The organism is Chromobacterium piscinae (genome assembly GCF_021129175.1).
Classification (GTDB): Bacteria; Pseudomonadota; Gammaproteobacteria; order Burkholderiales; family Chromobacteriaceae; genus Chromobacterium; species Chromobacterium piscinae.
In genome coordinates, this window is the sequence record NZ_JAJOHV010000094.1 from 1 (window position 1) to 12,374 (window position 12,374).

The window sequence follows — 12,374 nt, forward strand, 5'->3', positions numbered from 1 at the left end:
CGCCGCGGGCGCGCCGCCCCAGGCCGCGGAAGCGGCGTTGGGGTCCAGGAAGGTGCCGGGCGCGCCGGCGGGGACCGGAGCGCTGCGCGCGGCTTGCAGGTCCGATTGCAGTTTTGCGATTTGGGCGTTGGCGGCGTTCAGAGCTTGGTCCTGTTGCATGCAGCGCAACACCAGCAGGTAGACGGCGTCCGGCTGTTGGGCCGCGGCCTGCATGATCGTGGCATTGGCTTGCGGGTCCTTGGCCATGCCGCGGACTTGCACCAGTTGATTCAGGAAGTTTTGCAGCGCTTGGGTTTCTTGCGGGGTCATATCTTGATTTTCCGGGGAAGGGGAGAGACGGCGCGGCTAGCGTCCATCTCATTTGAGCATGTCGATTTAATTTGTAAACGAATTGTATATGCGTTTGGACTTGCCTGGGAAGGTTCGCATGGTCAAAGCGCGAATGAAAAGAGCGGCCTGGGTGGGCCGCTCCCAAGTTGCCGGCATGGGGCGATCGGACGATGCTCAGCCGGCGCAGCGTCAGACCACGGTGATGGTCGACTGGGCCTTGAGAGGGCAGGGCAGGCTGTCGTCGAAGGTGATCTCTATCGCGCTGGACACGAAGAAGCCACCGATGTGCTGCGCCGCGATCTGCGGCGGCGTGCCAGGCTTGGTCAGATTCACATCTTGGGCGAACACGAACACCCGCCAGACGCCGCGCACGTCCTGGTGTTGTTGCAGCAGCAGCCGGTAGGCGCGCTCAAGGTCCAGGCTGCCGGCATAGGTGCCGTCGTTCGCCCCCGGGTCGAAGCCCAGGCCGTCATCGGTCAGCGGGGCGACGAAATACAGTCCCTGCGGCGCTTCGAACAGGGCGAAGGAGTACAGGTCGCTGCCCTTGAACAGCGTGCCGTCCAGGCGTTGGAAGGCGGCGCGCACCCACAGCGGGCTGAAGGCGTGGACCACGTCGGGCGTCTCCACTTTCACCGGTCCGGCGGCATGCACATTGACCTGGGTTTCCGTCACCGCGTAGTGATAGGTCTTACCGGTTGTGAAGCGTTCGTAGGTCCAGGACACATCGGTTTTGTACGCTTTGCCCGCCACCGGCGCCTCCAGCATTTTCCACTTGGCCACCACCCGTTCGGCAACCGTGGTCTCGCCGGCCGCGGGCGGGGTGGCCGCCTGGCCGCGCCAGAATGGATCGGCCTCGTCCGAGCACGCCACCGCGATCGCGCCCGAGGCGATGGCCGAAGCCACGCCGGCGACGGTGAATTCGGTTTTGCCCGATGCCGCGCCCTTCAGCGAGCAGCATTTGACGCTGGGGTCGGTCTCCTCTACCGAGCCGCCGACGCTGAAATTGGCCTTGCCCGCTCCGGCCGCGGCGGCGATCCCGGCCACCAGCGCCGCGATCGCGGCGACGATGATGGCCAGCACCTTCCACCAGGGGTCGGAGAACGGCAGCTCGGCATGGATGCCGGCGTAGGCTGGGTTCGGTTGCCAAGCCATGGTCAGCCCGGTGGGCACCATTGGGCCGAAGCGGGGCGGGCAGCGGCACTCCTTGCCGTTGCCCGTCGGCTCGCCCCAGGACTTGCCTGGCAAGTGGCCCTGGATGTTGGAGATGGTCAGCGTGCCTTCCTCGACTGTGCAGGTATAGGTGTTGCTGGCGCTGTCGAAGCGGGTCTGCGATACGAATATCTGCTGGATGGAGCGCTGGGCGGCGAAGCCGTCGGCGCGAGCGACGAAGCTCACCAGCGGCTTGCCCGGCGTCGCGTGCTGGAAGTCCGCGTCCCAGGCCAGCAGCACGGTGCCGCCGGCGGGGATGGTCGGAAAGGTGAAGGTATGCGCGGTGGGGACGATGCCGGGATCACCGACGCTTTCCAGGTAGATGGTGACGTTGCTCAGCGGGCTGGCCGAGGTATTGGTGAAGTGCGCGGCGATGCGCAGCTGGTAGATCGCGTTGTCGAATATTCCGTCGGGCAGCATGATGCTGCTCACCGGCTCGATCGCGAATGGGCGCGTCAGCACCTGGAGCGGCGTGTTCATCGTATGTTCTCCTTGCCTTGCGGTATGACCACATAGCTGACGCCGCCCAGCGGCTTGCCGGCGTCGTCGTGCTCGACGATGTGCAGCAGCTGGTAGTGGTCTGGATGCAGCTGGCCGGCCTGGATGTCCAGATAGACCGGCACCGTCGCGCCGCGCGGCACGCTGACGGCCAGGCTGGGCGCTTTCTCGCCGTCGCTCTGGCCGCCGCAGCGCGGCTCCAGGCTCAGCCGGACCTGCACCTCAGGCTTGGGCGCGGGCCGCAGCTGCAGCCGGGCGAGCCCCAGGCGCTGCAACTGGCGCTCGTCCAGCTCTCCGCCGAACTCGGCGGTCAGCCTCACCCGCTTGTCCTGCCGCGGCAGGCCATTGACGGCGATGCGCAGCATGGGCGCCATCTTGCTGGCGTCCAGCACGGTGAGGTTCCGCTGGGCGATCTGGTCGTGGGCCGGCGGGTCGAAACTGTAGGAGGAGGGCAACGGGTCGGGAATCGGATTGCTGTCGTTCGGGCCATGGGCGGCCGCCAGCAGGCATTCGTGGCCGTCGTTGACGATCTGCACCTGCCAGGGCACCAGGCACAGCACGTCCTGGCCCATCGCCTCTTTCGGGTCAGCCGGCAGATCGGCGTAGCCGGAGCCGATGAAATTGACCGCGCCTGCCGTCATTTGCCCGGCCGGGTTGGCCCAGTAGAAATCGATGCGGACGTTCTGCGCGTCCGCGTCGCCGATATTGTCGACATGGGCCCAGACATAGGCTTTCTGGCCGGAAACCGGCGCGCCGGGCGCGCCGTTGGGATCGTTGCCGGGCACGGCCCAGACATCTGTGCTGAGCCACCAGTGCGGCGCACCGTCCCGTATCAGGATATGAGCAGACATGGCTGTCCTTTCGCGCTCAAGAGATGGATGGAGACATCCCCTATGAAGTCGGCGCGCAAAGGAACGCGTCAGCCCATCACGGCATGGACGGGGGCTTGGGTTGGCCGCCCGTTTATGATGCGCCCGGCGTCTGCAGGCGCCGATGCGGCCAGGAACAGGGGGCGAAAGCGCTCCCCTTGCAGGTGGTGGTTAGTAATTTAGACCAGTTGTTTTTCGATGCAATTGGTTTATGCGTTCGTAGTGGTTTTTGCGGAGCGAAATACGCAACACTCGCGCGCCGGAGAGCCGGGCGGATTGGCAAGAATCGGGTCGCCGCGTGGGGAGCGCTGTTCCAGACTTGGCGCGTGTTCTGGAAAACGCGGAGGAAAAAATGGAACAGCTTGCGGGAAAAGTGGCGATTGTGACAGGCGCCAGCGCCGGCATCGGTTATGAGGCGGCCTGCCTGTTCGCGCGCGAAGGCGCGCGGGTGGTCGCGGTGGCGCGGCGGGCGCATGAGCTGGAGCGGCTGGCGGCGTCCATCCGACGGGAGGGCGGGGAGATCGCCGTAGTGGCCGGCGACGCGCGCGAGGAGTCCATCGCGCGGCAGGCGGTGGATACGGCGGTCCGGCGCTTCGGCGGGCTGGACATCGCCTTCAATAACGTCGGCGCCATGGGAGACGCCGCGCCGGTCCACGAAATCACGCCCGAAACCTGGCGCTTTGTGTTGGACACCAATCTGACCAGCGCCTTTCTAGCCGCGCGCCGTCAGATCCCCGCGATGCTGGAACGGGGCGGCGGATCGCTGGTCTTTACTTCAACCTTTGTCGGCCATACCGCCGGCTTTCCGGGGATGGGGGTCTATGCCGCGAGCAAGGCCGGGCTGATCGGCTTGGTCCAGGTGATCGCCGCAGAATACGGCGCGCGCGGCATCCGCGCCAACGCGCTGCTGCCGGGAGGCGTCGATACCGAAATGGGCCGCGCCGCCGCGCCCACGCCGGAGGCGCGCGGCTTCGTCGAGGGGCTGCATGCCTTGAAGCGGCTGGCGCGGCCGGAGGAGATCGCCCGCGCGGCGCTGTTCCTGGCGTCCGACGCGGCCAGCTTCGTCACCGGCAGCGCGATGCTGGCGGATGGCGGGGTGTCTATCCAGCGGGGCTAGCCGCCAGGGCGCCGCTTCACAGCCGGTAGCGGCGGACGGCTTCGTTCATCTCCAGCACCGCCTCGTCCAGCTGCTGGGCGGTGCTGGCGGTCTGCTGCGCGGCGGCGCTGGATTGCGTGGCCATTTGCGCGATCTTTTCCACCTGGTTGGCGATGCTGTTGCAGGCGTTGGCTTGCTCGCGGATGGCGTCGGCGATCTCGCCCACCATCTGCATGGCGGAGCCGGACGACTTGCCGATCTCGCTGATGGCCGCCATCGCCTCGTCGGCGCGCACCACGCCGGACGCCACCAGTTGCTGGGTTTCGCTCATGCGGGTGGTGGTCTGGCGAGAGGTGCTGGTGACGCCGCGGATGACTTGGTCTATTTCGCTGGTGAGGGTGGCGGTGCGTTCGGCCAGTTTCCTCACCTCGTCCGCCACCACGGCGAAGCCGCGGCCGGTTTCGCCCGCCCGCGCCGCCTCGATGGCGGCGTTCAGCGCCAGCAGATTGGTCTGGTCGGCGATGTCCTTGATGCTGCTGACCGAGTTGGCGATGCGGCCATTCTGTGTTTCCAGATCGGTGAGGCTGGTGTTGGCATGGCCGACAGTGTCGGAGATGGAGCGGATTTCCTCCGCCGTTTTGGAGATCACCTGATGGCCGGTGCCGGCATGGCGGCTGGCCTCCTCGCTTTGCAGGTTGCTTTGCTCCGCTCGGTCGCCCACGTGGTTGATGCTGACAGTCAGTTGCTCCATGGTGGCCGCGATGGACGCCGAGGCCTGATTCTGTTGCTCCGCCGCGGTTTGCACATAGCCGGCGGCGCGGCCGAGGTCGGTGGAGTAGCTGGCTACCTTGCCGCAGTTGCGCGAGATATCGTTCAGGCTGTGCCGAATGCGCTGCACCAGTTGATTGAAGGCTGCCGCGGTATTGCCGATTTCGTCTTTCGGGTTATGCACTTTGACCTGCAGGGTGAAATCCAGACGCTCGCCTATTTCGTTCATCGTGTGATTCAGGTCGTGTAGCGGCGGGGTAATGGACGAATAGGCGCGCAGGCCGAGCGTGGCCAACAGCAAGGTCAACGCTGCGGTGGTGGCCAGCGTGATGGTATGGGTGGCGTCGATCAGCGCCTGCGAGCCCGCTACCTCCTGATCGACATGGCGCTTGTTGTAATCGATATGGGCGGCTATCGCCTTGGTGAGCGCATTGCCGACAGGCGTCACCATGCTGGCGCGGATCTTGAGCGCTTCCTCCAGCCTGTTGTTTTCCGCCGCGGCCAGCATCGGCTGCAAGGCGGCGTAGTATTGGTCGAGCAGGCGGCTGTCGTCGTTGAAATGTCCGCGGTCCTCGCTGTCGTTGATTATTCTCTGATATCGAGCCAATGATGCGGTCGCTGCCTGATACGCCTCGGTTACCTTGCCTTTGGCGGCGGCGCGATCGGTGGCGCTGGCGGCGGTCAACTCCTGCAAGCCTGCCAGGCGCAGCGATGCGACCGCATTGCTGAACTGATCCAGTGTGATCAAGCTGGGGTAGTCATTATTGGCGAAGTTGGTGGCGGTGGCGGCCAGCCTGGATTGGGTATACAGGCTGTATGCGCTGATGCCGATTTGGGCCAGGATGGACAGCAAAATCAGCAGGAGGATTTTTCTGGAGACAGTCATGGCGATTACTTTCGTCAACAGGCTGGCAGAGCGTTGAGTATTAATACGTGTTTTTCTGCGTTCACCTGAAATAGAGTTAATAAATTAGTCTCAAATAATTAGGTTTTGCAGTAAGTTAGGTTCTTGACACTATTAGCCATCGGGATGGAAATTAATTTATATCAAATAAACTATCGAAAAATCAGGGTGTTTTTTTATTCTCATTCTGAATGAAAGTGGATCGTAATTTCATTTGGAAGCGGGCAGCGCATTTAGCGCGTGATCGGCGCGAAATCAAAAAACAGCCTGAAAAATACAGTCGGCTAGGGGAAGGTTGGAGAAGGCGCGAGGCGGCGCAGACGGCTGTCGCGGGATGGGGGATTCATCCCGCGGACGGCGATTGGGAGCGAGGGGCATGCGGTTCCACCCGCGCGGCTACAGGATTTTTGCCCGCCGCTTTAATTGGGTCCGGGGCAAACCGTGCTTTGTCCGTTGAGGCCCTGCGTCCGGATGGCGAACGAGGCGGCGCGATGGCTGCCGGAACCGTTGATGGTGATGACGTAGAGGCTGTCGTAGTCGGAATCGGACCAGTACGGGATGTTGGCCGACTGCTTGAGGTTGGCAAAGATCTGCTTGGCCAGCGTGACGATCTTCTTGTGTTCCCAGGCGACGAAAATGGTGGCCCCGGCGTAGTCCGGGTCCAGCAGCTTGGCGGCCAGGTCCGATGTCTGGGTGAAGCCGTAGCCGGTGTTGATCGGCATGCCCAGACGGATGGCGGTGGGTTCTATCGTCGCCAGCGGGCGCACGTAGTAATAGCTGTTGCCCGAGTCCGATACCTGGGTGGCGGGATCGGGCGCGAAGATCGCGTCCGGCGCGCCGAAGGCGTTGGCCAGCACCTGCGGCAGCGCCAGCGCGCGGTTCAGTCCCTGGCAGGTGATTTGCCCCAGCCCCTGGGCGGGCTTCTCGCCATGGCGGAGCAGCACGATGGTTTCGGTGGCGGCGTGAGCGGGGATAGACAGCAGCAGCGCGATCAGCGCCGGCCATTTGGTAAACGATAGCTTCATGTGGATTATCCCAGTGTCAAATTGGCGCCCGCCGGCGGAAAGCCGGGGCGCGTCAGTGCTTATAGCGGATCAATTTGACAATGGCATGTATCGGGCCGCTGCTTTTGCAAGGATGGCGGGATGAGGTGGGGCGGGGTTGCTGGCGGCTGGGGAGGGGCGGGATCGTCAGGCCGGCACATCGCTGCCGTAAACGATGAAGCCCTGATGTTCGGCCACTTTGTCGTACAGCGCGCGGGCCGTTTGGTTGGTTTGGTGCGTTTGCCAGTAGAGGCGGTTGCAGCCGGCGGCTGCCGCCCGCTGCTTGGCCGCGTCGATCAAGGCCCGCGCCACGCCTTGCCCCCTGGCTTCCGGCGCGGTGAACAAATCCTGCAGATAGCACACATCGGCCAGGCGGGTGGTGCTGCGGTGAATGATGGTATGGGCCAGGCCGACGATTTTTCCATCAAGCTCCGCTACCAGCGCGTCCACCGGCTCCCGGTCATCAAGAAAGCGCGCCCAGGTCTGCCGGGTGATGTTCTCCGGCAACGCCGTTTCTCCGGCGCGTCCGTAAAACGCGTTATAGCCATCCCATAGCGGCCGCCAGGCTTCGTAGTCGTTTCGGTCAACAGGTCTGATAATCATGTTCGCTCAATCCGTGTTTTATTCATTTATGCCAAAGGGGAGATGTAGCCGGAGGCGAGGGGTAGCATGCCAGTTCTTACTCGAAATGGATAGTCTGCGCCTGCTGAGAGCTGATTACCATCGAGGGCGGCGTTGCGTCTTGTTGGACGATATTTTAGTCCGAGAGGTGAGGTTGGCGCCGGTTGGCGCGGGGAAATGAAGAGCGGCGCGGCCAAGCACTTGACCCTCTAGCGGCTACAGGCGTTTTCATGGAGGTATCCACATGAAAGGGAGACAGGCAATGGGTCATTTCGGAAAACTGTTTGGCCGCCATCACGGCTGCGATGAGCATCATGGCCGCCGCGAAGGCCACTCCGCTCCCCAGCCTGCACAGACGCCGTCGGCAAGCTGCCCGAGTTGCCGGCGGGGGAATGATCCTGCCGCGCGGTTCTGCCAGCATTGCGGCGCGGGGTTGGTCCCGCGTCGTTGCGGATCATGCGGACAAGAGGCCGCCGCCGCGGCGAAGTTCTGTTCCCGCTGTGGCGCAGGACTGGGCTGAGTGAGGGGCGTCGATAGGGATAGAGGGTTGATATTTATTTGATTGTCTAATAGGTATATTAACCAATTGAAGGTGAGTATGGCCGCGCCTATGCTGGGTTTGTCATGATGTAAGCATTGCCTGGCGTGGATTCTCTTGCCGCATGAAAACGGCCAGCTACGCCTGGTTGACTCGTTCTGGAGCGCCGCCATGTCCATTCTGTCCATCCATCCGTCGCATGAGCCGGTTGATCACGCGGCCATTCTTGAGCGCCTTCGCGCTTTTTTTGCCGGATGGCGGAAACCGGATGCAGGCGTGGAAGCGCCGCAGCCGGCGCCTGACAGACTGGATTTGGGAAGTCTCACCACGGATGAAGGCAGAGCTGCGGTGAGCGCGCTGCTGAAGGCGGGCCGGATCAACCGGGAGGAGAGCCGCAGCCTGAACTTGGCGATGGATATACGGATACTCAACATCCGCTATGGCGACCCGCTTCCCGAGCGTTTCGACCTGATGGCCGAAGCCCGCGGCGCGATAGAAACCGCGAAAAACATGGGTTGCTGGAATCAGGCGCAGTCGTTGGCGCATAGCCTTGAGGTGATGCAGGCGTATCAGTTGGAGGCTGAGTCCGTCTGAAGATACGCCATGCCGCCATGGATGGCGGCGCTAAACAGCCAGTCCCGCTTTCCGGCGGCCTGGCTGTTTTTCATGCGCGCGCGGCTTGCCTATTTTCTCCAGCGGCTTGTCGTCGAGCTCTGAGGGACGGAGTGGATATCTAGGTGTCCGGCTGGCCATCCGGTCACGGTCGCTTCCCACAGCGGCATGTGCGGGATGCTCGCGCTGCGCTTGGACTCCGCGCGCCAAACAGCTTGAATGGATGGGCGCTTCGCTTGGCATGAAAAAGCAGAGTCATGCGCTGCCGCATCATGTTGTTTTTGTCGTCGATGGATGCGCCGGGTTGGCTAAGTGAAAACCGCAGGATTATGGCGTCTGTTTGCCTTTCAGTCCTAAAGCATGGGGTTGAGCACCAGTTTCCGGCCTAAAGTGGCGGAGCTCGGTCATGGCCGTCGAGCCCTGAGCTGCCAGGTCGCATGCATGTTTCAACTCAAGGAGTGAGCAATATGTCATCGCAATTTCATGGTTTGGCTACTGGAAACGGCAACAGCAATTATCTTCAGATATTGGGACTCGCCAACATCACGGACACCGCTTATCTGACCGACTGGCAAGACTCCGGCGGCAACTGGCACGCGGGCTTCGCGCTGCCGGTTCCGTCCGATTATCCGAAAGGGCATTTCTTCCAGCTGACCACTGGCGTGGGCAACAGCAACTATCTGCAGGTGCTGGGCGCGGGCGAGGATGGCAATCCCTACCTGGTTTCGTGGCAGGACGGCAGCGGCAAGTGGCACGGCGGCATGCCGCTGCCCAAGCCGAGCGGCTACAGCGGCGGCCCTCTGGTGACCGGGATCGGCAACAGCAATTACTTGCAGGTGATAGGCGCCAGAGTGGAGTCCTCGCCGTATCTGGTGGCTTGGCAGGACAATGGCGGCAACTGGCATGCCGGCATGCCGCTGCCCAATCCCAGCGGCTACGCGGGCGGTTTCCAGCAACTGGCGACCGGCAACGGCAACGACCACTTCCTGCAAGTCGTGGGGGTGGGCAATGACGGCAACGCTTACCTGGTGACTTGGCAAAACGCCCAGGGCCAATGGAGCCCGGGCTTCGCGCTGCCCAAGCCCAGCGGCTACAGCGGCACCTTCACGCAGCTGGCCACTGGCGTCGGCAACAGCAACTTCCTGCAAGTGCTGGGCATCGGCGCCGACGGCAACGCCTATTTGGTCGCCTGGCAGGATAATGGCGGCAACTGGCACCCCGGCTTCGCGCTGCCCAAGCCCAGCGGCTACAACGGCACTTTCGCCAAGCTGGTCACCGGCATCGGCAACAGCAACTACCTGCAAGTGTTCGGCATCGGCAGCAACGGCGTGGCCTACCTGGTTTCGTGGCAGGACAACGGCGGCAACTGGCATGGCGGCCTGACGCTGCCGCAGCCGTCCGGCTACAACGGCAGCTTCTCGCAACTGGCGACCGGCAACGGCAATAACCACTATCTGCAGGTGGTGGGCACCGACGCGCAGGGCAATGTCTACCTGGTGTCGTGGCAAGACTCCGAAGGCAAGTGGCACGCGGGTTTCGAGCTGCCCAAAGCGCCATGATGCCAAGATGAGCCACTGATTCCTGCGGGCGCAAGCCTGCCGGGACCGAGTCCAAGCCCTCCGCAGTCAGGAGGGCTTGTTGTTTAGAGGATAGGGCTTTGCCAGTTGGATGGAGAGTGGGCAGTGGGTGGGCTGGCGATGCGTCAGCCCTGGGCCGCGCCTTGTTTCTTGGGAAGCCTTGGGTCCATGGAGTCCCACGCCGCGGCGCTGGCCACGTGGAAATCCAGCTTTGGGACGTATAGCGAGGTGTCGTTCAATGTGCCGGCCTTGATGCCCAGCATGCCGGGAAAACCGCCGAACTTGGCGAACAGCTGGGAGCCGCAGTTCGGACAGAAGCCCCTGCCATGGGTATGGCCGCTGTCGGCCGTGGTCTCGAAATACTTGGCTGTTCCAGACACAGTGACTTCTTTTTCCGGGAACAGCATGGCCGGTATATAAGCGCTGCCCGAGCTGCGCTGGCAATCCTTGCAGTGGCAGTTGCCGGCAAACAGAGGCTCGACATCGACTGAATAGTGGACCTCGCCGCAAAGACACTGCCCGGTGTATTTTGAAGTCATCTCATCTCCGTATGGATTGCTGGGGGGATCTCGTTGAAGCCGCCGCTTGCCTGACCTGAGTGGTCGGCTGGTTATCGCCGTTGAGGCTGCAAGGGGATAGCTAAGCAAGGAGCACGCATCGTGACGCGGCAAGGAATGGATATGCGACAAGACTATATCCATTTGAAATGGAAGTGTGAAGTCTTGTGGCTGGAGGGGAATGTCAGCCGCGCTGGGGCAAGACCCGGGTTAAGACCTTTCAATCTTGTCATCCCGCCGGCGTTCCCCCGGGATCGTTCCGCCAAGTTGATCCATGACATCAAAACAGCCTGCCGCTGGGAAGCGGACAGGCTGTTGGCTTATGGAGCAAGGCTACAGCACGCGGGTGAGCAGGGCGAGGGACTGATTCATCCGTTTATCCAGCGGCTCCAGCAATTCCTTGATGCGGCTGGAAGGCAGACGGACGTCATCGCCCAGGCAGGCAAGCAGTTCGATAACCGACTGCAAACCCAACTGGCCGTGGGCGAGGTGGCAGATGGACTCCACCACCGCCTGCTCAATGTCCTGGCACAAATGCGCCACGCGCGCGGCCGGCTCTCTGACTTTGGCTTGGTCCTTGTTGGCCATTTGCTCTTGCAAGGCGGCAAAGGCTTCGTGCAGCCGGGTCATGGCTAGCAGGCTGGGCGGATGGGTGGGGACTTGGTTGTGCAGCAGCCAACGGCTGTGGGCGGGATGATGGTTGCTCAGGGAAAACGCGAGATGCGATGAACTGCGGGTGATGCTAGGCATGGCAAAACCCTCCTTAGGTTGTTTCGCCTGCCGCTCGTCGCCAAACGAGGGGTGGCAGGCGCATGGCAGGGTTGGCGAACCGGACCTAAGGAACCGGCATACCCGGAGGTATCCCCACCAAGGCCCGCCATAAATTGCGCATGGCAATGGTGTGTGTGGACAAGCCGCAGTCGAAGCTGCGTCAGTCCGCCTTAGGTAACAGGTCGCCAAACCTGATGCCGCTATTGAACGGCACGGGGTGATTATCCGGTGGGAGGGCTGGTCAGGCAAGCAAATGAGCTAGGAATGCGGCTAGGCTTTGGAGCAGTACGTGGAGTCCGCTGCGCGGATGATGATTTGGATTGCCGGGGCTGCCCGGCGGTAGGGAGGGGATATTTGCCTGCTTTATAACCTCATTCGGTATCCCGGCCACCCTGCAAGCCTGGCCTTCGGTTACCCGCCGGTTCCCGTCAGGCCCGAGGCGCGGCTGAACTCGTCCCGCGCTAACGTCGCGGGACTCAAACAGGCAGCCGCTTAAAACCTCGGGCCTGCCACCCGGCGGTAGGCTTGAAGGGATTGGGGCGCGTCGCAAACGAGCTTATTTCTCGTCTGCCAGTCCACGCTACCATGTGGATATCTCAGAACGGCTGACCAAGATTCCTACAAGCTTGTCTTCGTCCATGTCATAGAGAGCTTCAAACTTGCTGACATGATGAATGAGTTATGCTGGTGTTGTATTATCTCAATGTCTTTGCTTTTTGCTGGTTGTAGAGTCGAACCGACTTGCCCCTATCCCATCAGCGCAAGCCGACTCCGAAGCCCTTTCCAAGGTTTTAAGCCGCCGCTTGTTTGAGCGGGGCGACGTTAGCGCCCCGCGAGTTCGGCGGTGTCTTGGAAAGGGCTCCGGAGGCGGGATTTCGCAGCGTTGTTGGGTCGCCTTTTCTTTCGTCTATTTCTTTTGGCGAGGCAAAAGAAATGGACCCGTCCAGCCGGTCGGAACCGGCACTGAATCATCTGTCCGCG

Annotated in this window: 12 protein-coding genes; 4 read left to right on the forward strand and 8 right to left on the reverse strand. The window is 62.4% G+C overall.

The window, feature by feature from the left end; genetic code table 11:
* The 3 genes from LQR33_RS20380 to LQR33_RS20390 form a co-directional block, all read right to left on the reverse strand.
* The coding region (locus tag LQR33_RS20380) for a DUF2076 family protein (RefSeq protein WP_231470235.1) at positions 1 to 309 on the reverse strand (309 nt) is incomplete at its 3' end.
* Between the two features lie 210 nt (positions 310 to 519).
* Positions 520 to 2,019, reverse strand: a complete 1,500-nt coding sequence (locus LQR33_RS20385) for a hypothetical protein (RefSeq protein ID WP_166441030.1) — start codon at positions 2,017 to 2,019, stop codon at positions 520 to 522.
* Positions 2,016 to 2,888: a hypothetical protein gene (locus tag LQR33_RS20390; RefSeq protein ID WP_231179491.1), complete on the reverse strand. Its 873-nt coding sequence runs from the start codon at positions 2,886 to 2,888 to the stop codon at positions 2,016 to 2,018. Before LQR33_RS20390 ends, LQR33_RS20385 begins: the two co-directional genes overlap by 4 nt.
* A gap of 370 nt (positions 2,889 to 3,258) precedes the next feature.
* Here LQR33_RS20390 and LQR33_RS20395 point away from each other — a divergent pair, with 370 nt between their 5' ends.
* Complete coding sequence (locus LQR33_RS20395) at positions 3,259 to 4,023, forward strand: SDR family oxidoreductase (protein WP_231470237.1); 765 nt, start codon at positions 3,259 to 3,261, stop codon at positions 4,021 to 4,023.
* 16 nt (positions 4,024 to 4,039) lie between these two features.
* Here the strand turns inward: LQR33_RS20395 and LQR33_RS20400 are convergent, their stop codons facing one another.
* The 3 genes from LQR33_RS20400 to LQR33_RS20410 form a co-directional block, all read right to left on the reverse strand.
* Positions 4,040 to 5,656, reverse strand: coding sequence for a methyl-accepting chemotaxis protein (locus LQR33_RS20400; RefSeq protein WP_231470239.1), 1,617 nt, complete (start codon positions 5,654 to 5,656; stop codon positions 4,040 to 4,042).
* 437 nt (positions 5,657 to 6,093) lie between these two features.
* Positions 6,094 to 6,699 carry a hypothetical protein gene (locus LQR33_RS20405; protein WP_231470241.1) on the reverse strand — a complete coding sequence of 202 codons (606 nt, stop codon included), beginning with the start codon at positions 6,697 to 6,699 and terminating at the stop codon, positions 6,094 to 6,096.
* 165 nt (positions 6,700 to 6,864) lie between these two features.
* On the reverse strand, positions 6,865 to 7,320 hold the full coding sequence (locus tag LQR33_RS20410; protein WP_231179494.1) for a GNAT family N-acetyltransferase: 456 nt from the start codon (positions 7,318 to 7,320) through the stop codon (positions 6,865 to 6,867).
* A gap of 280 nt (positions 7,321 to 7,600) precedes the next feature.
* On the opposite strand from LQR33_RS20410, the gene LQR33_RS24440 reads away from it, so the two are divergent.
* The 3 genes from LQR33_RS24440 to LQR33_RS20420 all read left to right on the forward strand — a co-directional run bounded on the left by LQR33_RS24440 (position 7,601) and on the right by LQR33_RS20420 (position 10,047).
* Positions 7,601 to 7,858, forward strand: a complete 258-nt coding sequence (locus LQR33_RS24440; protein WP_378076547.1) for a double zinc ribbon domain-containing protein — start codon at positions 7,601 to 7,603, stop codon at positions 7,856 to 7,858.
* A gap of 189 nt (positions 7,859 to 8,047) precedes the next feature.
* Complete coding sequence (locus LQR33_RS20415) at positions 8,048 to 8,470, forward strand: hypothetical protein (RefSeq protein ID WP_231179496.1); 423 nt, start codon at positions 8,048 to 8,050, stop codon at positions 8,468 to 8,470.
* Between the two features lie 485 nt (positions 8,471 to 8,955).
* Positions 8,956 to 10,047: a CV39L family lectin gene (locus LQR33_RS20420; RefSeq protein WP_221668816.1), complete on the forward strand. Its 1,092-nt coding sequence runs from the start codon at positions 8,956 to 8,958 to the stop codon at positions 10,045 to 10,047.
* A gap of 143 nt (positions 10,048 to 10,190) precedes the next feature.
* Here the strand turns inward: LQR33_RS20420 and LQR33_RS20425 are convergent, their stop codons facing one another.
* Positions 10,191 to 10,604: a GFA family protein gene (locus LQR33_RS20425; RefSeq protein ID WP_231470242.1), complete on the reverse strand. Its 414-nt coding sequence runs from the start codon at positions 10,602 to 10,604 to the stop codon at positions 10,191 to 10,193.
* Between the two features lie 351 nt (positions 10,605 to 10,955).
* Positions 10,956 to 11,372, reverse strand: coding sequence for a DUF1484 domain-containing protein (locus LQR33_RS20430; RefSeq protein WP_231470244.1), 417 nt, complete (start codon positions 11,370 to 11,372; stop codon positions 10,956 to 10,958).
* Positions 11,373 to 12,374 lie beyond the last annotated feature (1,002 nt).